Genomic DNA, 23,500 nt, shown 5'->3' with positions numbered 1-23,500 from the left:
CGGGCCACGCCCGCACGCGGCGGGTTCGCCCACATGGGGGCGAACCCGCCGTCCGTGCCGTGCGGGTCAGTGACCGCGCGCGGTTCCCGCGGACACCGGATCCGCCGAGGCGAGCGCGTCGTCGTCCGGCGTCCGCATCCGGCGGCAGAGCACCAGCAGGGGCTGTGTGAGAAGCGTGGTGGCGATGGCCATCAGCACGAAAACGGTGTAGAGCCGCCCGCTCAACAGCCCGGCCTCGAAACCGGCGTTGAGGGCGATCAGCTCGGTCAGCCCGCGCGTGCTGAGCAGCACCCCGATGGTCAGCGAGGTCCGCCGGTCCAGCCGGCAGGCGCGTGCCGCGAGCGCGCCGGAGCCCACCTTGGCGACGACCGCGAGCACCGTCACGCCCACCAGGACGGCCACCGCGGTGCCGCCCAGCGCGCCGATGGAGACGCTCTGCCCCGACACCACGAAGAAGAACGGCAGCAGCAGCGAACCGACACCGTCCAGGGAGTGCACCAGCTCCGGGTCCAGCGTTCCGTCCGGCTCGCGCGGGGTGACCACACCGGCGAGCAGCGCGCCGAAGATCACATGCAGGCCGAGCACACTGGTGCCCCAGGCGGCGGCGAAGGCGAACCCGATCAGCAGCGCCAGCCGGGCCTGCGCGGAGACGTGCGGGGAGCGCAGCACGCGCCGCAGCAGCAGGCGGACCGGCCACACCATCACGGCGACGAAGACGAGGAGCAGGACGAGCCGCGCCGGCAGCGACATGCCGGAGCCGTCGCCGCGCTCCATGATGGTGCCGAGCAGGACCGCCCATCCCACGACGTCGATGAGCCCGGCTGCCGAGACCGCGAGGACCCCGGGCACGGTGCCGGCCAGCCCGTTCTCGCGCACCACGACGATCAGTACGGGAACGGCCGTGATCGACACCGCGACGGCCAGGAAGAGCACGGAACTCACCGGCATGCCGCGGGGCGCGCCGAGCTGTTCCAGCGTGCCGTGGAAGAGCAGGGCGGCGCCCGCGCCGAGCAGCATCGGCACGGCGAAGCCGGCCGCCGCGACGCCGAGCGCCGTACGAGACCTGCCGCGCAGCAGGTCGAGGTTGAGTTCGTAGCCGACGACGAAGAGGAAGAGGACCAGGGACACCTGGCTCAGCCCGGTCAGCATCGGTGCGATGGCCTTCGGGAACAGGGTGTCGCCGACGACGGCGGGCAGCTGGTTCAGCAGGCTCGGGCCGAGGGCGACGCCGGCTATCAACTGGCCGACGATGCTGGGCTGTCCGAGTTTCCTGGACGCCCAGCCGCCGAGGTTGGCGGCCAGCAGGACGACCGCCGACGCTCCGACGAGATGGGTGATGGACGCGTCCGGACTCACGCATTCCTCCTGGGGTCGGCGCCGTGCGCGACGGACGCCTCGCACGGCGGTTGTCGGTGCGGGAACGGCTCCCGGGGCCGGGCGAACGAGCTGAGCACCGCGTCGAGCTCGTGCCGCAGGGCCTCGGCCGTGCGCTGTCCCGCGGCCCCCGGGCCCGCGTCGAGCCGCAGCACGCGCCGGCCGGCCGCGGCCGGGGCGAGCAGGGTCACGCTCAGCGGCACGCCGGCGGCGGGCGCCGCGACCGCCTCCGACGCCACGAGCACCCCGGGCAGTACGCGGGCCGGGGCTCCCGTCCTGACCGCCCGGTCCACGGCGACCACCAGGTCGGCCGGGGTCGTCGCGGCCCCCGCGTCCACCGGGCAGGGCACCCGCGCCCCCGACCGCTGTACCTGGACCTCCCCGGCGCCGCCCGTGTCCGCCGCCACCCGGGCCACCGCGGAGGTCAGCACCACCAGCTCCTCCGCCGCCCGGCCGCCACTGATCCGGGCCAGCGCGTGCACGGCGCCCTCGGACAGGGGCAGTTCGGTGGTCGTACGGGCCGCTCCGGCGCCGTCGGACGAGAGCGGCAGTCCGGGCAGCGGCGCGTCGGGTTCGCGCAGCACGGCGTCGAGGATCTCGCGCAGCCGCTCGCCGATCCGGGCCGCACCCCGCGCGGTGTACCGGTCGCTGCGATAGCCGACGCGGATCTCCGTGGGGCGGCCGGACCCGGGCTCCGCGATCAGGAAGCCGAGACAGAGGTCGAAGTCGCTGACCTCCGGCGGATCGTCGAGATGCCGGGCGGTGCGCCGGCCGTCGCCCGTGCCGGCTTCGACGGTCGGTGACATCACCGTCTCGACGAGCACGTCGAACAGCGGATTACGGCCCGGCTCCCGCCGCACCGCGAGATCCTCCACGATCCGGTCGAACGGGTACTCCTCGTGTTCCTGCACATCGAGTGCCGTCCGCCGGACCCGGTCGAGCAGATCGGTGAAGGAGCCCGTCGGATCCAGCACGGTGCGCAGCACGACCGTGTTCGCGAACAGCCCCACCTCCTCGGCCAGTCGGGGCTGGGAACGGCCCGCGACCACCGTGCCGAGCGGCAGGTCCGCGACGCCCGTCAGCCGGTGCAGCAGCACGCGCGCCGCCGCCACGCACACCATGAACGGCGTGGTGCCGGCCCGCACGGCCAGGGCGCGCAGCTCCCGCGTCCGCTCCTCGCCCAGGGCCACCCGGACCTGCCCGCCCGCGCCGGCGCGCACCGTACTCGGCTCGTGGTCCGCGGGCAGCGGCGCGAGCACCGGCAGTCCGGCGAGTGCCTGCCGCCAGTACGCCGCGTGGGCCGCGCCGCTCTGTCCGGCCAGCCGGCCGGCCAGCGCCCGGGTGTGCGCGCGGTGGCCCGCGAGCGCGGGCGGCTCGTACGGACGGCCCGCCTCGAACGCGGCGGCCGCGGTGAGCAGGTCGCGCAGCAGGACGGAGTACGACCAGCCGTCGTTGACGCAGTGGTGGATGTTGAACAGCAGGACGGACGGCCGCCCCTCGGCGCTCAGTTGGCGCAACCGCAGGAGCGGACCGCCGGCCAGGTCGAAGCGCCACCGCGTCTCCTCGTCCCGTGCCCGGGCGAGGGCGGCCTCGAACCGGTCGGGAGCGACCCGCTCCAGCACCGGTTCCAGGTCCAGGTCCGCGACGTCGCGCACGACCTGCCGCAGCACCGCCCCCGTGCCGTCGCGCGGCATCTCGAAGGTGGTGCGCAGCGACTCGTGCCGCACCGCGAGGGCGCGCACTCCGGCGCGCAGTGCCTGCGGCGACAGCGGCCGGTCGAGTTCGTACGCCTCGACCATGTTGTAGGCACGCAACTCGCCCTCGTCCAGGGCTTCCAGGAGCCACATGCGCCGCTGCGCGTTGCTTGCCTCGGTCTCGGCGGCTTCGTCGGGGACGGGCTGCGGGGGTGCGCCGGGCGAGGACGCGGGGGTGCGGCGCGGGCCCTGCCGTACCGCCTCGGCCAGGGCCGCCGGGGTGCGCGCGGTGAAGATCTGCCGTACGGCCACTCCGCACTCCGGCTCCGCCGCGCACAGGGCGCTGACGAGCTGAGCGGCGGTGAGGCTGTGGCCGCCGGCCGCGAAGAAGTCCTCGTCGGCGGCGCGGGGCGGGTGCCCGAACACGCTCTCCCAGGCGCGGGCCACGGTCCGTGCCGCGTTGTCCTGCGGCATCCACGTGGTCTGCGGGCGGGGCGCGGGCAAGGCGGCGAGCGCGGTACGGTCGGTCTTGCCGTGCGGCGTGCGGGGCAGCTCGGCCAGCCGGGTGAGCTGGGCGGGGACCATGTGCGCGGGCAGGTGCTCGGCCAACCGGGCCCGTACGACGCCGGGTTCGAGGGGCGTGTCGGCCGTGTACCAGGCGGCCAGGGTCACGGCGTCCCGGCCGCCGGAGTGGGGCAGGACGACCGCCTCCCGCACGCCGGCGAGCCGTACCAGCGCCTGTTCCACCTCGCCCGGCTCCACCCGGTGGCCGTGCAGCTGGACCTGCCCGTCGATCCGGCCGAGGAAGTCCAGTGTGCCGTCGGCGTTCCAGCGGGCGAGATCGCCGGTGCGGAAGCTGTGGCCGATGTCGCCGACCGGGCAGGCCACGAACCGCCGGGCCGTGGCCTCGGGCGCGTCGAGATAGCCGGCCGCCACGCCCGGCCCGGCGACGTAGATCTCGCCGGGGACGCCGACGGGTGCGAGCGTGCCCCAGGGCGTCACGAGCAGCACGCCGAAGCCCGGCGAGGGAGCGCCGATGGGCACAGCCATCAGCTCGGCGGCCCGGTCGCCGTCACAGACGTACGACACGCACTCCACGGTCGCCTCGCACGGGCCGTAGAGGTTGACCAGTCTGCCGATGCGCAACCGGCCCCGGGTACGGGCCATCAGGCCGCGCGGTACGGCGTCACCGCCGAGGATCAGATGGCCGAGGGGCAGGCCGGCCGACGGCGGGAGCGCGTCGAGCATGGCCGAGAGCAGGCCCGGCACGCAGTTGACGAGGGTGACCCGCTCGGCGCGGATCCGCTCCCAGAACGTGACGGGGTCCAGCTCGTCGGGTGCCCCGAGGGCGATCAGCGTGCCGCCGGCGCCGAGCGTCACGAAGATCTGGTACGCCGTGGCGTCCGAGGTGAGCGACGAGAGCAGGGCGCACCGCACGCCGGCGTCGATGCCCAGCTGTCGCGCCGAGCTGACCGCCTTGTGGCACAGCTGGTCGTGCCGCAGGCTCACCGGGCGGGGCAGGCCGGTGGAGCCCGAGGTGAAGAGCACCATGGCCTCGTCCGCGGGCCGTACGCGCGGCGCGGACGGCGGGTGGCTCGCCGGGGGCTGCGGGTCGAGGACCCGGTCCGCGGGCAGTGTGGGCAGGGCGGGGCCGGCGGGGCGGTGGTCGCCGATGAGGAGCTTGGCCCGGCTCAGCCGGAGCAGATGGCTGACGCGCTGTGCGGGATGGGCGGGGTCGACGGGTACCCAGGCGGCGCCCGCGCGCAGCACGGCCAGCACGGCCACGACGAGCGCGGCGCCGCGCGGCAGCACCACGGCGACCCGGTCACCGCGGCCGATCCCGTGCTCGGCGCGCAGCGTGGCGGCGAGCAACGCCGAGCGGGTGACGAGGTCCTCGTACGTCAGCCGGGTGTCGTCCGCGGCCACGGCGGCCTTGTCGCGGTGGTGCGCGGCGGCCGAGTCGACCAGGTCGACGAGGGTGCGGGCGGGGTAGGCGGCCGGCAGCGGCAGACCGCTCCGGTGCTCCAACTCCGCGCGCTGGGCCGGGCCGAGGACATCCAGCTCGCGGGCGGGGCGCCGCGGATCGCGGGCGAGGTCGGCCAGCGCGGCCGCGACACACCGGGGCAGGGCGGCCACGGCCGCCGGAACCCGCTCGTGGGCGGCGGCGACCTCCACCCGCAGGGTGCCGTCCTCCGCCAGGTGCCCGCGCACCTCGACCCCCGCGGGGGGCCCGCTCTGCGGCCCCCAGCGCACGGACAGTTGGGCGAGGGCGCCGGACTCGGCGGCACCGGCGGCTTCGAGCCGGGACGCGAGCGGGTCACGGTGGCGCCAGGCGAACGGCGTCGCGGCGACCAGGTCGGCATGGGCCGAGGCGAGGAACTCGGTCATCGGCGTGTCCGGTGCGAGCCGGGTGTGCAGGGCGAGTTCGGCGCCGGAGCCGTCCGGAGAGGGACACAGGACGGCCAGGTCCTCGGCGGCGCCGAACGCGCCCAGGCACAGCCGGGTCGCGGCGAGGAGCAGCAGGTGCAGGCCGACCGGGTCGTCGCCCGCCATGTGCCGCAGGGCCGCGGTCCGTTCGGCCGGCAAGCCCGCGGCCTCGGGCACCGGCGCACTCGCCCCGCCCGGCTGGAGCAGGGGCTCCCGGCGGATGCCCTTCAGCGCGGCGAGCCAGTGGACGCGCACGGCGGCGGGGTCCCTTTCCGCACCATGGCCGAGAAGAGTGGTCTCGGGCGCGGAACAGGTCGGTCCGGAGGTAGGGTCGGGGCCTTTCGGCAATGGTGGCTCCTCGGGCTCGAAAAGGGCTGGAGAAGGCGCGTGTCAGAAAAAACTGGCCGGTACCCGGCTGGGGTGACGTAATACGTCGAGACCCTCGCCGGTCCGAATATGATTGGCGGCTGCGGAGGGCGAGGAGACGCTGGGAGTGATGCGGCTCACATGACGAGCCGCTGGGGTATTTTCCGTGGTGAGACTAGGCTTCCGCCCAGTCTATTCCGGCGACGTGGGGACGGCGGCCGGTGGATGAAATGGGAGCACGGGGGCGCCCGACCGCGTTTCCGAAGCGCCGCTCGGGAAATTCTCGACCGGGTCGAATTTTCCTGGATTTTAAGCCGGAAGAGGTTTGCTTCGGCCCGGGTCTCCGTGTGTTCCAAAACTCTCGTGAGGGTTCGCCTGTCCCGAACACTGCCTGAATAGAGAAAAGGAAAGCACACCTCATGAACCTCAGCGGAGCCCTTCCCGTCGCGGAACTCCCGAAGCGGGCCGACGACGGCATGCCCTGCCTGGAACTGACCGATGCGGAGCGCACCGCCCTGCACGACCTGGCGGAGGCGGCCCTGGACGACAACCACGAGCAGCCGCTCGACCGGCGACTCGACCAACTGACCCTGCTCGCCCACGAGATGCCCGTGCGGATCCGCTCCCACCTCGTGCGTTTCCGGATCACCGGACGCCCCTACGGCGGCCTCGTCGTCGCCAACCTGCCCGTGTCCGAGGCGCTGGCCGGGCCGACCCCGACCGACTACGTCCACGAGCCGGTCAGTGCCGAAGCGGAGCGGACCACGGCCCTGCTGCTCCTGTTCGGCACGTTCCTCGGCGATCCGGTCTCCTTCCTGACCCAGCAGCGCGGCCGCCTGGTCCTCGACCTGTTCCCGATCAAGGGACACGAGGCGGAACAGCTCGGCTCCAGTTCCACCACCCCGTTGGAGTGGCACAACGAGGACGCCTTCCACCCGCTGCGCGCCGACTGGATCATGCTGGCGGGGATCCGCAACCACGACCGCGTGCCGACCACCTTCGCCACCGTCCAGGACGTCCAACTGGACGACCGGGTGCGCCGGTTGCTCTTCGAGGAACGGTTCGTCATCCGGCCCGACGAGTCGCACACCGCAGCGTTCAACAGCCGGACCACAGGAGTGGACGAGGAGAGCTGGGTCGCCGAGGCCTTCCGCGACATCGCGGACCAGCAGAGCGAGCCCCGGCGCACGGCAGTCCTCTACGGCGACCGTGAGGCCCCCTACATCCGGATCGACCCGGCCTTCATGCCGCGCACCCTCGACGGCGAGGCGCTGGAGGCCCTGGACGCGGCCATCGCCGCCATCGACGCCGGCCTCCGCGACGTCGTGGTGGGCCCCGGCGAGCTGCTCATCGTCGACAACAAGCGTGCCGTGCACGGCCGCAGGCCCTTCGCCGCCCGCTACGACGGCACCGACCGCTGGCTGCGCCGCATCAACGTCCTGGCCGACCTGCGCCGGGCCAGCGGACGGCGCTACGCACCGCACGGCCGGGCCCTGGTCTGAGTCACCGGCGCGGTGGCGGCCCGCACCGGCGGGCCGCCCCGCGGCCCGCGGAGAACGCTGCGGAGTCAGAAGTCGTAACGCGTCGTGTCCCATACCTCCGCCTCCTCCCGGCCGCGGGAGCCCGCGCTCACCGGTGTGAGCGGTTCGCCCACCACGGCGGACACCAGACGCGCGAGATCGTCGGCGAAGCCGGCCGCCTCGTCCGGCGTCACCAGGTTCCGGTCGTAGGTGAGATCCAGGTGCAGCACCTCGCCGTGGACGCTCGCGTACAGCCACAGGTCGCTGTCGGCGGGCAACGTGTCCGCCAGCACGTCCTCGACCTGCCGGGCAGCACCGCCGACGGTCGCGTTCTCCCAGCTCACGCCCAGATCGAGCAGGACGCTCCGGCCCTGCTGCGCCGGAATGCCGAGGCGCTCCACGAGGACGTCGAAGGGCAGCCGCGCGTGCTCGTACGCCTCCACGACGCGCTCTCCCACATGCGCCAGCAGCGCGCCCAGCTCGTCCTCGGCGGCGAACTCCAGGCGCAGCGGCACCGCATTGGCGAAGTAGCCGACCAGCGCGTCGGCCGCCGCGGTGTGCCGCAGGCTCGCGGGGAAGCCCAGCAGCAGATCCGTCGCTCCGGTCGTGCGATGCAGCAGCGCGGTGAACGCGGTCACCACCACGGCGTACGGCGTTCCCGGGGCGCCGTGCAGCGAGTCGGCCGCCAGCGTGCGCCGGACCAGCCCCGCTGAGCCCCGGCGCCGCCCCCGGCGCGCGGGGTCCACCAACTCGGGGGCCGGCCGCACCCCTTCCAGCCGCTTCCGCCAGAACGCCTCCTGCTGCGCCGCCTCCTGAGAGGCGAGCCAGGCCCGCTCCTCGGCGGCCCAGTCGCGGTACTGGTAGTCCAGCGCGGGCAGTTCGGCACGGCCGTCCCGCTCGACCGCGTCGTACGCCGTGAACAGATCGTCCAGCAGGACCGTGACACTGGCACCGTCGTAGACCAGATGATGCGCGCTGACCGTCAGCAGGTCGCCGCCGGCCGGGCCGGTGATCAGGCACACCTCGAACAGCGGTGCCCGGTCCAGGTCGAAGGTCACGGCCCGGGCGGCTCGCAGCGCCTGCCGGACCTCGGGCCCGTCGGGATCGGCCCCCGGCAGCTGGGTCACACGCAGGGGTACGCCGTCGGGCAGCCGGTCGGCCACCGTCAGTTCGGCCGACGCCCCCGAGGCCCGGACCCGAGCCCGCAGCAACTCCTGGCGGTCGACGACGGCCTCCAGCGCGGTGCGCAGCGTGCCGGGGGAGAGGGTGCGGCCGGTGCGGACGAGGTCCGCGACGATGAAGCGGTCCGCGTGGGTGCGCCGTGAGGTCAGCCAGACCCTGCGCTGGGCCCGGGACAGCGGGAAGGCCTGCTCGTCTCCCCGGGACGGAGCGGGGGCCGCCGCCGGAACCGGGGCGCCTTCGGGGAGCGCGGCCGCGAGCCGCCGTACCGTCGGGCGGGCGAAGACCGTGCTGACCGCCACACCGAGTTCCTTGGCGATGCGGGCCGCGATCAGGCTGTGGCCGCCCAGCGCGAACAGGTCGGCGTCCGGCTGCCGCACGCCGCGGCCCAGCACCGCCGACCACACCTCGGCGACCCGGAGTTCGGCTCCGGTCAGTGCGCCCCCGGCCGCTTCCTCGGCCTGTGCTCCCGGGGCCGGCGGGGCCGGCAGCGCGGCGCGGTCCAGCTTGCCGATGGAGGTCACCGGGAGCGCCGGAAGCGGGACATAGGCGTCGGGCACCAGGTGTGCGGGCAGCCGCTCGGTGAGATGGGTCCGCAGCCGGGCGGGCTCGCACGCGCCGACGACATAGGCGACGAGCCGCAGCGCGCCGTCCGCGCCGCCCGGTACCGCCACCACCACCGCGTTCCGCACCCCGGGAGCCTTGGCCAGCACCTCGGCGACCTCGCCGGGCTCCACCCGGTGGCCCCGGATCTGCACCTGGTCGTCGATCCGGCCCAGGCACAGCAGGCTGCCGTCGGGCAACCATCGCCCCAGGTCGCCCGTGCGGTACATGCGTTCCCCGCCGCGCACCGGGTTCGCCGTGAACCGTTCCTCGGTGCGCCGTCGGTCGCCGAGGTAGCCGCGGGCGAGCCCGACGCCGCCGACACAGATCTCCCCGGGAGCGCCGAACGGCACCAGCACGCCGTGCTCGTCGAGGAGGTCCACCGTCTTGTTCGGGAACAGCTGGCCCACGGGCGGCTCCTCGACACCCGGTTCGATCTTGACGAGTGTAGTGGCGACGCTGTCCTCGGACGGGCCGTACTCGTTGAACAGCTCGGCGTGCGGCAGGAGTTGGTGATGGCGGGCGGCGAGAGCCGCGGTGAGGCGCTCGCCGCCGAGGACGACCTGACGCAGTGAGGGCAGCCGGTCCCCGGCGTAGTCCAGGATCAGCTGGTAGAGGCTGGGGACGGTCTGCACATGGGTCACGTCCTCCCGCCGGATCACGGCCGCGACCTCGTCGGGATCGATCAGCTGCTCCCGCTCCAGCACCACCAGCTGCGCCCCGGCTCCGAGGGCGGAGAGCACGTCGGAGATGCCCGCGTCGGCGTGCACCGGGTCGACCTGGAGGAGCCGGGAGTCCGGGCCGAGACCGTAATAGCCGATGCGGTGGAGAACCGTGTTGAGGATGCCCAGGTGCTCGACCATGACCCCCTTCGGGGAGCCGGTGGAGCCCGAGGTGTACACGACGTACGCCAGATCCCCGGGACCCGCCGGCCGCAGCCGTACCGGGGCCGGGCCGGCGGGGACGTCCCGGCCGAGGGGCACGACCGGCCGGTCCGTGCCGGACAGCAGCTCGGCCCGCGCGGCGTCGGCCAGCACCGCCACCGCCATGCTGCCGGCAAGCAGCGCACGGAGCCTGCGGGCCGGCTGCTCCGGGTCCAGCGGCAGGAACGCCGAGCCGGTCTTGAGGACGGCCAGGAGGGAGACCAGCATCCACTCGGTGCGGGCGCACACCAGGGCGACGATCCGTTCGGGCCCGGTCGGCGCCGTCGCGGCCAGCCGCGCGGCCAACCGGTCCGCCATGCCGTCGAGTTCGGCGTACGTGTAGGCACGGTCGCCGCAGACGGCGGCGCCGGCGTCGGGGCGCAGGCGCACCTGCTCGGCGAACAGGTCGAGCACCGTGCGGTGGTGCGGCAGCGGCTGCTGTGGTCCGGTGCCGAGCGCGAGCAGACCGGCGTGCTGGCGGGGCGGCAGGACCGGCAGGCGGCCCACCGGGGTGTCCGGCGCGGCGCAGGCCTCCCGTGCCAGGAGGGCGAGTTGGGCCGCCGTGCGTCGGGCACCGCGCGCGTCGCAGGCGTCGCTTTGCACGGTCAGCGGGACGGCGGCCGGGTCCGGGCTCTCGGCGGCGACGACGGTGTGCCCCGGCGCCACCAGCGTGACACCGGTGCGGCTCCGGAGGCTCGACGCGCCGACACCTGCCGCCTCCATGGCACGCTGCTCCACGCGCAGACAGGCCCGAAAGCCGGTGTCCGGGTCGAACGGCGGGCTCAATACCGCGTCTCCGCCGGGCAGTTCGACCCGGATGGGAGTGACCGTGCTCCGGGTCAGCCGGTGCAGCAGGATCCGGAGCAGGGCCGCTGCCGCCGTCGGCGTCTCGGCACCCGCCGCCGCGCACAGCGCGCGCAGCGCCGCACCGGTCTCGTCGTCGAGCGCGACGGTCACCCGCGCTCGGCCTTCCGCAACGCTCACCACGATCTCCTCTGCCACGGGGCACCTCGGCCGAGGCGCCGGACGGGGTATGCCGAGCTGGTGGGGGAGGGACGGTTCAGGGATGCGCCGCCGGGTCGCGGAGCGGACCGGTGAGCGCCGGTCCCACGGCGCGGCGACGCAGCGGTCGGCCCGGTGCCGGGAGCCCGGACCGCGCCCGCCCGGGCCGTAAGGCGCACGCGGTGCGGTGGGGCGGCCTCAGCGGTGTGGACGGCGGTTCAGCGCGCGCTGACGGGCACGGACGCGCTTGTGCTCCTCGGCGCGGGCCCGGCTGTCCTGCTGCAACTCCAGCCGCTGCTGCTCGCGTTGGAGCTTCTCCCAGTTGGCGACGCGATCCCCGGAGAGATCGCCCGCGTCGACGGCCGCGTTGACCGCGCACCCCGGCTCGCCCTGATGCCGGCAGTCGCCGAAACGGCACTCGCCGGCGAGCTGTTCCACATCGCCGAAGGCCTGCTGGAGGCCCTCCTCGATGTCCCAGGCACCCAGCGCGCGCATCCCGGGGGTGTCGATGAGCAGGGCGCCGTCCGGCATCGGGACCAGCTCCCGATGCGTCGTGGTGTGCCGGCCCTTGCCGTCGCTGCGGATCTCGCGGGTGGCCTGCCGGTCCTGCCCGTACAGATGGTTGACCAGTGTGGACTTGCCGACGCCGGAGGCGCCGACCAGCGAGACCGTACGCCCCGGCCGCAAATGGTCGTACAGCGCCTCGACGCCCTCTTCGCGGCGGACGCTCAGCGGGACGACCGGCACCCCGAAGGCCACGGACTCGACCTCCTGCACGGCCTCGGCGACGTCCGGGCACAGGTCGGCCTTGGTCAGGACGATGACCGGCTGGGCGCCGCTCTGCCAGGCCACCGCGAGATAGCGCTCGATGGTGCGCAGCCGCTGACGGCCCGTCAGGGGGACGACGACGAAGACGACGTCGATGTTCGAGGCGACCACCTGCTCCACGGTCTCCCGCCCGGCGGCCCGCCGGGTGAACGCGGAGCGGCGCGGCAACAGGCCCACCAACCCGGCGAGTTCGTCCCCCGTCTCGGGCGGGACGACGGCCGCCCAGTCGCCGACGGCCGGCTGGCCCTCGGTGCTCTGGCGGAGCGCGGGCGGCAGGGAGACCCGGGCGCGCTGCTCGCCGGCGCCGTCGAGGACCGTACACACCCCGCGGTCCACCCGGACCACGCGGGCGGGGCGGGCCAGGCCGCGCCACCTGGGGTCGAGGTCTTCGAGGGCGGTCGTCCAGCTCCCGGCGAAGCCCTCGTCCCAACCGAGTGGAGTCAGTTCCTCCGGTTCGGGCGTCATGGATGTGCGGTCCTTTCGTCATTCACGATCGTGACCTTCCCCGTCGAGAGTGCCATAGTGGCGAGGCGTCGGCCAAGTGTTTTACGGTGAGATTTTGAGGTTGCTGTGCCGTAGGGAAGCGGGGGGCTGTATAGCGATCTCCTCCGCTGCTATCCTGCAATCGGTGACACTAATGGGACTTTCGCCCAGGTGGCATCATCGGCACAGGTCAGAGTGGTGATGCGGAAAAATGGGCAGCCTGTTTTCAGACTCCCGGGCAGTGAATTAAATGACCTGGACGACACTCGTCCATGGAATCCAGAAGTGCTCCGTACAGCTTTGCTGAACGTGATTTTACGGTGGCGGAATCCAGTGTTTTGGAATGCTTCCCGAAGGGAAGTGAATCCTGGATTTCCGGCAGGACATTCCTTGCTCCGACCCCCTTGAGGACCCGTCATGAGCTCTGAAAACGTACGCCGGAACACCACGGCCGCGACGCCGACCCCACTGCGGGCCAGACTGGCCGAGTCCGGGGCGCGCGGACGCGCCGAACTCTCCGAGGAACTGACCCCGGCAGCACGGCAGGGCCTGCAACGCGTGGCCGGAGAACGCCCGTTGGAGGAACTCGTCGTCCTGGCCGCCGCCGCGGCCCTGGTCCTGCGCGCGGCCGAGGACCTGGCCGAACCGGTGCTCGCCGTCGCCGGGCCCCGTGGCACCCTTCTCTGCCCGGTCGGGACCGCGACGGACGCCACCCTGCGGGAGCTGATCCTCGACGTCGACCGAGCGCTGCGGCAGGCGCCCGGCGTGGCCGACACCGACCCCGCGCTGCCCTTCGCCCTCCTGGTCCGCTCCGACCGGCTGCCCGGCCCGCCGCCCCCCGACACCGCCCTCGTGGTCGGCCTGCGCCACGGAGCCGACGGCGCCCGCACCCTGCACGCCTCCTGCGACACCGGACGGCAGGACCCCTGGTGGGCCGCCGTCGTGCTGCGCTGCCTGGTCACCGTGCTCGGCGCCTGCACCGAACCGGACACCACCTGCGCGGACATCGACCTGGCCGCGCCCGAGGACCGCGCAGAGGTGGCCCGCTGGGAACGCGCCGGCTACGCCCCGCGGCAGCCGCCGGGCACCCTGCTGGAGCCCGTCCTCGACCGGGTCCGCGCGACCCCGGACGCGATCGCCGTCGTGGACGGTGAACGACGGCTCACCTACGCCGAGTTGAGCGCCCGCGCAGACGCCGTCGCCCGCGGCCTCGGCGCGGCCGGGGTGAAGCCCGGCGACCGGGTGGCCACCTCCGTGGCCAAGAGCGCCGAGGCCGTGGCCGTGATCCTCGGCATCCTGCGCGCCGCGGCTGCCTACGTACCCCTGGATCCCGCCCTGCCGCCCGAGCGACTGCGCTTCGTCCTCGCCGACGCCGGCTGCGCCGCCCTGGTCACCGACGGCACCGGACCGCGCGTCGGCCACCCGGTTCCCGTCCTGGCGGCGGACGCGCTCACCGCGCCGCCCGAGCCCGCGACGGACCCCGACGACCTGCCCGCGCCGCCCGGCCCGCAGGATCTGGCCTACGTCATCTACACCTCCGGCTCCACCGGAACGCCCAAGGGCGTCGCGATCCGGCATTCCGCCGTCGCGGGATACCTGGCCTGGAAGCGGCGCTACCACGAACTGGACGGCGGGACCCGGCTCGTGCAGGTGCCCTCGCTCTCCTTCGACAGCTCCGTCTCCGACCTGTTCTCCGTCCTCGGCGCGGGCGGCACGCTGCTGCTCCTGCCGGAGGCCGACCGGCTGGTGCCGCAGCGCGTCGCAGCCCTGGCGCAGCGGCACCGCGCCACACACATCACCCTGGTGCCGTCCCTGTACCGGGTCCTGCTCGACGCGCTCGCCGCACCCGGATGTCTGCGCCTGGTCACAGTGGCCGGTGAGGCCTGCCCGGCCGAACTGATCGCCCGTCACTTCCGCCTGTCGCCCGGCGTACGGCTGGTCAACGAGTACGGGCCGACGGAGAACTCGGTCGGCTCCACCGCCTACGACTGCACCGAACGCCCCCGGCACGGCTTCCCCGTGGGCAGGCCCCTCGACACGACCGTCCTCGAAGTCCTCGACCAACGCGGCCGTGCGCTGCCGCCGGGCTTCCCGGGCGAGATCCACCTGTCCGGGACCGCGCTGGCCGACGGCTACGTCAACGACCCCGCCCTGACCGCGCGCCTGTTCACCGAGGCGCCGGGACAGCCGGGCGGCAGGCGCTATCGCACCGGGGACCGTGGCTGGTGGACGCCCGCCGGTGTGGAGTTCCTGGGCCGGGCCGACAGACAGCTCAAGATCCGCGGCCACCGGGTGGAACTCGGCGACGTCGAGGCCGGGCTCTGCTCGCTGCCGGGCGTCGCGTCCGCCGTCGCCGTCGCCGCCGACGGGGCCGACGGCTCGCCCGCCCTGGTCGGATTCCTGTGCGGCGACGCCGACCCGGACGCCGTACGCGCCGGAGGGCGCCGGGTGCTGCCCGACCACATGGTGCCGGGCCGGCTCGTCCGGCTGGAGGCCCTGCCGCTCACCCGCAACGGCAAGGTGGACCGGGCCGCCCTCGCCGAGCGCGCGGCGGAGCTGCTGCGGGCCGCCGTACCGGAACAGCGCCATGATTCCTCCCTTCCGAGGGCCGAGGAGTGCGCCGATGCCCTCGCCGGCCAGATCGCTCAGCTCTTCGCCGAGGTGTTGGGGGTGGGCTCGGTGGCTCCCGAGGACGACTTCTTCGACCTGGGCGGCCACAGCCTGGCCGCCGCGCTGCTCCTGGTCGAGCTGGAGAACCGGGCCGGACTGCGGGTGGAGCTGGACGACTTCTTCGCCGAGCCCACGGTGGCCGGGGTCTGCCGCGCGGCCGCGGCCACCCGGTCGTGACCCCGGGCCGGGTGCACCGGGCACCCGGCCCGACAACCCGGGAGACCTGCCTCGGCGCGCAGCCGTCACGGCCGGATCCGCCTCAGCCGATCAGCCGGGTCCCCACGGACCGCCGCAGACTCCGTGACTTGCGCAGGTCGTGGGTGATGTTCACCCGCTTGAGCCAGCGGTCGGTGCCGTCGTAGCGCGCCGTGAAGGCCTCGCGGCCGTGCACCACCCGGTGGTTGTTGAGGAACACGAATGTGCCCGGCTCCAGCGCACACGGGCGTGCGGCGCGGGTGAGCAGCCCGTGGGCGGCGGCGAAGGCGCGTACCGCCTGCGGATCGTCCTCGGGCGGTGACATGTGGGTGGCGTCGAAGCACAGCAGCGGATCCGTCCGGGAGCCGAACAGCACGGGTACCAGGCCGAGTCCGGCGATCAGGCGCGTGATGCCGGCGAAGATCCGGCGGTCCTCCGGTGTGCTGACGGTGTTGTTGTGCGGCAGGTGGGAGTCGTCGGAGATGATCCGGAACCGACTCTCGAAGAGCACGTCCAGCACGTCCGCGGGCAGCGTGGTGAAGTCGGCCTCCGCCACCGTCACGGGCACGCCGTCCGGATTGCGCAGCGAGGCCAGGACGATGTAGTCCGCCCGGTACGGATGGAAGGCGTCCTCCGTGTGCAGGGTGAGCGCGGTCCGGCTGCCGGTGCCGAGCAGCAGGGTCTCGTACTCCTTGACCGGGAACACGTCGTTGACCAGGTGCCCGTCCTGCTGGGTGGCCCAGCCGAAGGGCTCGCCGAGCAGAGCGGCGTAGAGCAACAGCAGGATCTCCTCCGGCAGTTCGGGATGGACCCGCTCGTCGCGCCAGTGCGCCGGAGTGGGGCCGATCCGCTCGTCGTCCACCAGATGACCGCTGATCGCGCAGTACCCGCCCGCCCGGTCCAGCTGGAAGGCACGCAGGAACCGGCGGACCCGCTCGGGCAGCCGGGAGGCCAGCAACGGCAGTTCCTCCAGCAGGCGTTCGCCGTCCGCCGCGGGGTGGTCCCGGGCGAGGCTCCCGGTCAGCCGGGCCGTCTCGGCGGCCTCGTCGGGCGTCAGCCGGAGTTCGGTCAGCGGGAGGGTGTCCGGGATCGTGGTCATGTGCGTCTCCTGTCGCAAGGGGAGGAGGAGGGGGAGGCGTAAGGGCGGGGCGACGGTCACGTGTCGAAACGGAAGCCCTGGAAGGCAGGTGCCGGCGCGGGCTCCGAAGGCGGCTGCGGTGCCCCGGGTTCCCCGGCGATGCGGCCGAGTTCGGCGAGGGCGAGGCCGGCGACCTGCTCGGCCGTGTCACGGTCGTAGCGCGCGGTGTCGTACTGAAGGCACAGCCGCAGCCCCCGCGCGTGCTCGACGAACTGGAACGACAGCTCGAACATGCCCTGCCGGAGCAGGAAGGGGCCGCCGTGCAGTGCGATGCCGCCCGGTCCGGCGGGGCCGGTGTCGATGTGCGGGTAGAGCGCCACCCACACGTCGAAGAACGGACCGCGCCCCTGCGCCCGGGGCGGGTCGAGGGTCGCCACCAGTTCGTCGAAGGCGACCTCGCTGTGATCGAGCGCGTCCGCCGTGCGTGCCGCCACATGGCGCACGAGTGCGGCCGGGTCGGCGCGGCCGGACAGATCCAGCCGCAGCGGGACCGTCGCGACGTGGAAGCCGACGGCGCCGTCCCGGCCGATCAGGGACCTGCGGTCCACCGGGGTGCCGAGGCAGACGTCGGTGCTGCCGGTCAGCTCGCCCAGCGCACTGGCCACGGCCGCCGCGAGCGGCGCGAAGGTGCCGGCGTGCGCGGCCGCGGCCAGCGCGGGGAGCCGCTCCACCAGCCGCGCTTCGATGTCCAGGACCACGGTGTCCGTCACCGCGCCCGCCCGCCCCCGCCGATGCCGGTCCACGGGCAGCAGCAGCGGCACCGGCGCCGGAGTCAGCAGCGCACGCCAGTACGCCAGCGACGCCTCCCGTGAACGCGTTACCCGCCCCGGTCCGGGCGCTGACCGGGGACCGGGGACGGACAACCCGCCGTACACCGCGACGAGTTCGGCGGCCAGGATCCGCAACGACCGCCCGTCGCACACCAGGTGATCTGCCGTCAGCAGCAGCCACCAGGCGCCCTCGGGGAGCAGGAAGAGCGTCGCGCGGAAGAGCGGGCCTTCCGCCAGGTCGAAGGGGACCTCGACACGTGCGTGGACCAGCCCCTCGAGCGTGCCGTCGGCGAGGGGGCCGCCGCGCAGATCGACCACGTCCAGCGGGGCCGCCCGGTCGGTGACCACCGCCTCGGGGCTGCCCTGCCGCTCCACGAACACCGTGCGCAGCGCCGGATGGCGCTCGGGCAGCGTGGCGACGGCCGTGGCCAGTCGCCCGGTGTCCACCTCCCCCTCGCCGCGCAGCAGACACGGCACCGTGTACGCGCCCGTCCCGCCGTGTTCGCCCTGGCGTGCCAGCCACAGCCAGCGGACCGACTCCGGCACGGGGCCGGGGTGCGACGACGGCGCGGGACGGGCGCCGGCCGCGGTGGCGCGTGCCTCGGCGAGACGCGCGGCCAGCAGCTTCGGCGTGGCGCATTCGAAGATGTCGCGCACCCGCACCGGAACCCCCGCCGCCTCCTCGACGGACACGGCGAGCGCCAGCGCGGACAGACTGTGCCCACCGGCCAGGTAGAAGTCCGTGTCCTCGGTCACGTACTCCAACTCCAGCGCCCGGGCGAACAGCAGGCACAGTTCCTGGATCGGATCGGTCATGGTTCCCCTCGATAGGTCGGCGGGTTTTCGGGGATTGACAGATTGCCTGTCTAGGTAGCGTTATGGTGGCGAACGGAAGTCAGTGGATTTCCGCTGTCTCAACGCGCCCGGCAATGAAGGGAATTCTCCATGCTCAAGTCGCAGCGACTTGCGGTATTGCCCATCGATTCCCACGGCCTGGAAGCCGAGCTGGCGCTCGTGGACCGGCACGACCCCGGCGGCGAGTACGACGCCTTCACCTTCGGCTCCTGGTCGGCCCACGTGCTGGCCAACGGCTCCGGTGCCGATTCCGACACCGCGTTCCGGCCCCACGGCGACCGCCTGAGCCTCACCGAGCTGGGCCGGCGACTGCCCGGCGTCATGTCTCTCGTCACCGAGCACTTCCCGCTGGACCGGCTCCAGTGGGTCCGGATCTTCAGCCTCGATGACGGAATTCTCGCCCCGCACGTCGACTTTCTCGAATTCGCCGAACCGGGCACCAGGCTGCAGGTTCCGCTGCGCACCAGTGAGGAATCCCTGCATTCCGAGGGGAATCTCGTCTACCACCTCCGTCTTGGTGAGGTCTGGAAAATTCACACCACACATCCTCATTCGGCTCGCAGTGCCGCCGGACCCGCCCGGCTCTCCCTCTGCCTCGACTTCGCGGACGCCGAGGAACCCGTCGAGATCCGCGGCGACCTCCCCGCGACGCAACCCGTCCGGCTGATGGATCTCCCCGAGGTGACCGAGGCCGACATCGAGGAACTCATCGGCTGCGGACCGGAGCTGACCCGGAGCACCCTGCGCACCTCCTTCCGCCGGTTCGCCGCGCTCCACTTCGAGCGGCGCGCGCCGGTCACCGCCGCCTTCGACTGGTTCCTGGAGGCCGCCCGGCGCACCGGGGACGAAGTCATGGTCGACAAGGCCCGGGCGTTCCGGACGTACTGCATCGAGAAGCGGGGCTACCGCGAGGCGTTCGACTGGTGAGGGACCACAGCCAGCTGTCTGGCTCCCGGGCCCGGCAGGGCCCGGCGGTCCAGCTTGCCGTTGGCCGAGCACGGCAGCTCGTCGGTCACCCACCAGCGCACCGGCACCATGTAGTCCGGCAGCACGGCGAGCAGGGAACGGCGCAGCTCCTGGGCCAGCGGCGGATCCCCGGTGAGCGCCGCGTGCAGCTCCGTTCCGCCGTCCGCCCGCGCCACCCCGAACACCGCCGCGTCCTTCACCCCCGGCAGGGCCGCGAGCCGGGTCTCGGGCTCCCGGGGCTCCACCGCGTTGCCCCGCACCTTGATCAGGTCGTCGATCCGCCCCAGCAGCTGGAGCGTGCCGTCGGCGGTGCGCCACACCCCCCGGTCGCGCGTGCGGTACAGCCGCGCCCCGGGGACGAAGGGGTCGGCCACGAACACCGTCCGGGTGAGGCCGGGGTCGGTGTAGCCGCGCGCCACACCGACCCCGCCGATGTACACCTCGCCCACCTCGCCGTCGGGCACCGGTGCCAACTCCTCGTCCAGGATGCGGATGTAGGTGTTCCACACCAGGGACCCGACCGGTGGGCGCGGTTCCAGATTCCCCCTCGACGCGCTCACCGAGTGGCTGGTCACCATGTGGTTCTCGGCCGGCCCGTAGTGGTTGTGCAGGGTGATCTCGGGGCGCCGGGTGAGCAGCCCGGACAGCTCCGGTGTGACCCGTACGGTCTCCCCGGCGCTGATGACGTGCCGCAGGGCCGGGGCGTCTTCGAGCGTGACGGGCAGGGACATGAGGATGTCGATCAGGGACTGCGGAAAGTCCACGACCTCGACGGCCTCACCGATGATGTAGCCCATCAGGTCCCGTGGATCGCGCCGCACTTCGGGCCGCGGCACGCACAGGCAGCCGCCTGAGGCGAGCGTGCAGAAGATCTCCTGGACCGACACGTCGAAGGTGAGCGGCGCGCACTGGAGCACCCGGCGCTCCCGGCCGAGCCCGGAGCCCCCCGTCTGCCAGGCGGCCAGGTTGGCCAGGGTCCGGTGCGTCTGCACGATGCCCTTCGGCGCGCCCGTCGAGCCGGACGTGAAGATGACGTAGGACGCGTCCTCGGGGGCGATCCGCGGCCGGGGCGGCGGTGGATCGGCGTACTCCACGAGGAGCCGGGTGAGCGTCGTCGTCGGCGTGTCCGTGCCCGGGACGGCGGGGCCGCGCACGCCGTCGTCCAGCACCATCAGCCGGGCGCTGCTGGAGCGGAAGATCTGCTCGATGCGCTCGCGCGGATAGGTCATGTCCACCGGCAGATAGGCCGCCCCGGCCCGCAGGGTCCCGAGCACCACCGCCGTGAAGTCCACTCCGGCGCGCGCGGCGATCAGCACCGTGTCCCCGCGGCCGACGCCGAACTCCCCGAGGAGACGGTCGGTCACGGTGCTCGCGAGCCGGTCCAGCTCCGCGTACGACACGGGCCGGCGGCCCTGCTCGCGGACCGCGAAGGCGTCGGGGCGGGCCGCGGTCTCCCGGTCCACCAGGTCCAGGGCGGTCCGCGCGCCGATGTCCACGACCGGTCCCCGGTGATGTCCCGGCGGGGCGCAGTCGTCGGGGGGAGCCGGCGGTTCGGTGTGCTGTGACATGGGGGGTCACACCTCCTCTGCGGGCCAGCACGCCCGCGTGACCGATTCGGGCAGGAACCCGTAGGGGTCCTGTGGGTCGTGGGCGGTCGCCTCGATCACGAGCCGTTCTCCGGCGCCCACGTCGAGGGCCAGTTCCTCCAGCAGCTCGACCATCACGAGGTCCTGCAGGGCCAGCCCGGTCGAGTCGTAGACGGTTCGCAGGCCACGCAGCTCCCGCTGCCGGCGGGGATCGTTCAGCAGGTCCGGCAGGCAGGGGCCGATCTCGTCCGGACGCAGCTGCTGGCACTCGCCCTCGGCCACGGCCTGCTCGCGGTGGTCGGGGACGACGACGGCGTGCCGCAGCAGTTCCACGGGCAGCTCCGTCTTGCCGGGCATGTCCGAGCCGACGGCGTTGATGTGCGCCCAGGGGCGCAGGGCGGTGCCCTGGATCACCGGCCCGTGCGCGGGGGCGACGGAGGTCGCCGTGCACAGGACGTCGGCGCGCTCCTCGACCTCCGCGGGCTCGGCGACCCGGACCAGCCCCTCGGGCACCCGGGCCCGCGCCGCGAAGGTGGTCTCCGCGCGGATGTCGCTGTCACACACCAGCACCTCGGTCAGTGGTAACACCCGGGCGAGCGCGTGCAGTTGGGTCACCGCCTGGGCGCCGCAGCCGACGAGGCCCAGCACCGAGCCGCCGGGCCTGGCCAGCGTGCGCGTCGCCAGGGCGGAGGCCGCACCGGTGCGGACGGCCGTGGCGAACGTGCCGTCCACGATCGCGCGCAGATGACCGGAGTCGACGTCGAAGGCGAGCAACGTCGAGAGAATCGTGGGCAGTTGGTTCTTGACCGGATTGTGCGGGTGGTAGCCCACCAGCTTCATGGAGACCGTCGCCCCGTGCCGGACGGCCGGCATCCATTCCAGCAGACCCAGCCGGGGTGCGGTGAGCAGGAATCCGTCGCGCGCCTTCATCTCGACGGGAGCGGGAGGAGAAGGCGCCGGAGGAGCGGCGGGAGCGGGGCCGGCCGAGGTGAGCACCTCGGTCAGCCGCTCGATCGCCAGGTCGTACAACGGGCCGATGCCGATCTCGCCGACGATCGTCGCGACGGCCGCGGCATCGACTACCAGGGTGGGGTCCGGTTTCACGTCACTCTCCCGATGGTTCGTGTCCCGCTTCCGGAGGGTGGTGCGCCCCGGCCGGGCCGTGCTCAGCCGGCCGGGGCATCGGCGGCCGGACCGTGCCAGGAGTCCCACAGCGCGGCATAGGAGCCGCCTGCGGTGACCAGGTCGTCATGGCTGCCGCGCTCGGTGATCCGCCCGTCCTCCATGACGAGCACCGTGTCGGCGTCGTGCGCGGTGTGCAGCCGGTGGGCGATGGCGATGACGGTACGGCCGCGCAGCACGGCCGCCAGGGAACGCTCCAGGTGCCGGGCCGCCCGGGGGTCGAGCAGCGAGGTGGCCTCGTCGAGCACCAGGGTGTGCGGATCGGCGAGCACCAGCCGGGCGAGGGCCAGTTGCTGTGCCTGGCCGGGGGAGACCTCGTGGCCGCCGGAGCCCAGCTCGGTGGCGAGCCCGTCGGGCAGCTCGCGCACCCAGTCCCCGGCGTCGACCGCGTCCAGCGCGTTCCACACCCGCTCCTCCGCCGCCTCGGGGTCCGCCAGCGTCACGTTGTCGCGCACCGTCCCGAGGAACACATGATGCTCCTGCGTGACCAGCGCGACATGCCGGCGCAGCTCCTCCAGGGGCAGCTCGCCCACCGGTACGTCCCCGACGGTGACCGAGCCCTCGCGCGGGGCGTGGACACCGGCGAGGATCCGGCCGAGTGTCGACTTTCCCGCTCCGGACGGCCCGACGACGGCCACCCGCTCCCCGGCCCGCACCCGCAGGGTGACGTCGCGGACGACGTCGTGGCCCGTCCGGTAGGCGTAGCTGACCCCGTCCGCCGCCAGCCGGTGGTCCTCGGGGCGCCGCCCGCCGCCCACGGCCTCCGGGACGGCCGCGCCGACGCCGACGAGCCGGGCCAGCGAGGCGTCACCGACCTGCAACTCGTCCAGCCAGCCCAGCAGTTCGTCCAGCGGGTCGATCACCGCGCGGGTGTACAGCGCGGCCGCCGTGACCTCCCCGAGGCTCACCCATCCGTGCACGTAGAACAGGCCGCCGAACAGCAGCGTCGAGGCCACCGGCAGGATGTAGCCGAAGTCCATCAGGGGGAACCACACGCTGCGCAGGAAAAGGGTGCCCCGCTCGGCCGCGTTGGAGCGCCGCACGTCCTCGTCCGTCCGGGACAGCCGCCGCTCGCCGAGGCCCAGCGCCTCGACCGTACGCGCACCCGTCACCGTCTCGGCGAGCCCCTGCGTCAGATCCGAGTAACTGGCCGCCTCCGCAAGGTAGGCGGAGCGCGCACGCCTGAGGTACCAGCGCGTCGACCCCCAGATCACGGGGACCGCCACCAGACACGGCAGCGCCATCAGCGGGCTGGTCACCAGCAGCGCCACGAACGTGAGCAGCACCGACAGGCTCGCCACGAGAATGGCCGGGGCTCCCATCCGTACGGCGTTGGACAGGGCGTCCACGTCCCGGGTGCTGCGCGTGAGCAGATCACCGGTACCGGCCTTCTCCACGGCGGACAGCGGCAGCGCCAGCACCCGGCGTACGAAGCCCTCGCGGATGTCGGCCAGCACCTGCTCGCCGAGCCGGGCGCCCAGCAGCCGGGCGGTGCGCGTGAACACGCCCTGGACCAGCAGCAGTCCGGCGATCACCACGACGATGACGTCCACCCGGGTGGTGGAGATGCCCTTCTCCACGCCTTCGACCAGATGGCCGAGCAGCGCGGGCACGACCAGCCCGCACGCGGTGGCGAGCACGAACCAGAGGACGGTGCGGCCGAGGAGGCCGAAATGGCCTCTGACCAGGCTTCGGACCTGACGGCGCACCTCCGGCGCGTCGGCGACCGGGAGACTCAC

The 23,500-nt window shown here is 73.6% G+C and carries 12 protein-coding genes; 3 read left to right on the top strand and 9 right to left on the bottom strand.

The annotated features are described in order from the left end of the window. Positions 1–66 precede the first annotated feature (66 nt). Together ACZ4MF_RS19760 and ACZ4MF_RS19755 are read right to left on the bottom strand one after the other, a co-directional pair. The gene (locus tag ACZ4MF_RS19760; RefSeq protein ID WP_467493257.1) at positions 67–1,356 is read right to left on the bottom strand and encodes a cation:proton antiporter; all 1,290 of its coding nucleotides are present in this window, start codon (positions 1,354–1,356) and stop codon (positions 67–69) included. Further along, positions 1,353–5,750, bottom strand: a complete 4,398-nt coding sequence (locus ACZ4MF_RS19755; RefSeq protein WP_467493256.1) for an amino acid adenylation domain-containing protein — start codon at positions 5,748–5,750, stop codon at positions 1,353–1,355. The genes ACZ4MF_RS19760 and ACZ4MF_RS19755 overlap by 4 nt, the downstream gene beginning before the upstream one ends. 530 nt (positions 5,751–6,280) lie before the next feature. Here ACZ4MF_RS19755 and gntD (ACZ4MF_RS19750) point away from each other — a divergent pair. After that, positions 6,281–7,363, top strand: coding sequence for a guanitoxin biosynthesis L-enduracididine beta-hydroxylase GntD (gene gntD / locus ACZ4MF_RS19750; protein WP_467493255.1), 1,083 nt, complete (start codon positions 6,281–6,283; stop codon positions 7,361–7,363). Between the two features lie 65 nt (positions 7,364–7,428). On the opposite strand, the gene ACZ4MF_RS19745 is transcribed toward gntD (ACZ4MF_RS19750), so the two are convergent. Both ACZ4MF_RS19745 and rsgA read right to left on the bottom strand, forming a co-directional pair. Further along, positions 7,429–11,070 (bottom strand): non-ribosomal peptide synthetase, encoded by a 3,642-nt coding sequence (locus ACZ4MF_RS19745; protein ID WP_467493254.1) that lies wholly within the window; start codon positions 11,068–11,070, stop codon positions 7,429–7,431. A gap of 216 nt (positions 11,071–11,286) precedes the next feature. Then, complete coding sequence (rsgA, locus tag ACZ4MF_RS19740; protein ID WP_467493253.1) at positions 11,287–12,381, bottom strand: ribosome small subunit-dependent GTPase A; 1,095 nt, start codon at positions 12,379–12,381, stop codon at positions 11,287–11,289. A 435-nt stretch (positions 12,382–12,816) separates the two neighbouring features. On the opposite strand from rsgA, the gene ACZ4MF_RS19735 reads away from it, so the two are divergent. Beyond that, the gene (locus ACZ4MF_RS19735) at positions 12,817–15,246 is read left to right on the top strand and encodes a non-ribosomal peptide synthetase (RefSeq protein ID WP_467493252.1); all 2,430 of its coding nucleotides are present in this window, start codon (positions 12,817–12,819) and stop codon (positions 15,244–15,246) included. A gap of 82 nt (positions 15,247–15,328) precedes the next feature. On the opposite strand, the gene gntD (ACZ4MF_RS19730) is transcribed toward ACZ4MF_RS19735, so the two are convergent. Continuing rightward, complete coding sequence (gene gntD / locus ACZ4MF_RS19730; RefSeq protein WP_467493251.1) at positions 15,329–16,363, bottom strand: guanitoxin biosynthesis L-enduracididine beta-hydroxylase GntD; 1,035 nt, start codon at positions 16,361–16,363, stop codon at positions 15,329–15,331. Positions 16,364–16,419: 56 nt separating this feature from the next. Further along, a complete protein-coding gene (locus ACZ4MF_RS19725) occupies positions 16,420–17,988 on the bottom strand; it encodes a condensation domain-containing protein (RefSeq protein WP_467493249.1) in 1,569 nt (522 codons plus the stop codon). Positions 17,989–18,117: 129 nt separating this feature from the next. On the opposite strand from ACZ4MF_RS19725, the gene ACZ4MF_RS19720 reads away from it, so the two are divergent. Further along, positions 18,118–18,954, top strand: a complete 837-nt coding sequence (locus ACZ4MF_RS19720; protein WP_467493248.1) for a putative nonproteinogenic amino acid hydroxylase — start codon at positions 18,118–18,120, stop codon at positions 18,952–18,954. On the opposite strand, the gene ACZ4MF_RS19715 is transcribed toward ACZ4MF_RS19720, so the two are convergent. The 3 genes from ACZ4MF_RS19715 to ACZ4MF_RS19705 form a co-directional block, all read right to left on the bottom strand. After that, the gene (locus ACZ4MF_RS19715; protein WP_467493247.1) at positions 18,930–20,561 is read right to left on the bottom strand and encodes an amino acid adenylation domain-containing protein; all 1,632 of its coding nucleotides are present in this window, start codon (positions 20,559–20,561) and stop codon (positions 18,930–18,932) included. The genes ACZ4MF_RS19720 and ACZ4MF_RS19715 overlap by 25 nt on opposite strands. A gap of 6 nt (positions 20,562–20,567) precedes the next feature. Further along, complete coding sequence (locus ACZ4MF_RS19710) at positions 20,568–21,683, bottom strand: ornithine cyclodeaminase family protein (RefSeq protein WP_467493246.1); 1,116 nt, start codon at positions 21,681–21,683, stop codon at positions 20,568–20,570. 62 nt (positions 21,684–21,745) lie between these two features. Continuing rightward, positions 21,746–23,500 carry an ABC transporter ATP-binding protein gene (locus ACZ4MF_RS19705; protein WP_467493245.1) on the bottom strand — a complete coding sequence of 585 codons (1,755 nt, stop codon included), beginning with the start codon at positions 23,498–23,500 and terminating at the stop codon, positions 21,746–21,748.

This window comes from Streptomyces sp. NPDC025793 (assembly GCF_055558375.1).
This window is presented reverse-complemented; position numbering and strand designations above follow the sequence as displayed.

Coding starts and splice junctions, on each gene's coding strand:
- gntD (WP_467493255.1), top strand. CDS start 6,281: ATGAACCTCAGCGGAGCCCTTCCCGTCGCGGAACTCCCGAAGCGGGCC.
- rsgA (WP_467493253.1), bottom strand. CDS start 12,381: ATGACGCCCGAACCGGAGGAACTGACTCCACTCGGTTGGGACGAGGGC.
- ACZ4MF_RS19735 (WP_467493252.1), top strand. CDS start 12,817: ATGAGCTCTGAAAACGTACGCCGGAACACCACGGCCGCGACGCCGACC.
- gntD (WP_467493251.1), bottom strand. CDS start 16,363: ATGACCACGATCCCGGACACCCTCCCGCTGACCGAACTCCGGCTGACG.
- ACZ4MF_RS19725 (WP_467493249.1), bottom strand. CDS start 17,988: ATGACCGATCCGATCCAGGAACTGTGCCTGCTGTTCGCCCGGGCGCTG.
- ACZ4MF_RS19720 (WP_467493248.1), top strand. CDS start 18,118: ATGCTCAAGTCGCAGCGACTTGCGGTATTGCCCATCGATTCCCACGGC.
- ACZ4MF_RS19715 (WP_467493247.1), bottom strand. CDS start 20,561: ATGTCACAGCACACCGAACCGCCGGCTCCCCCCGACGACTGCGCCCCG.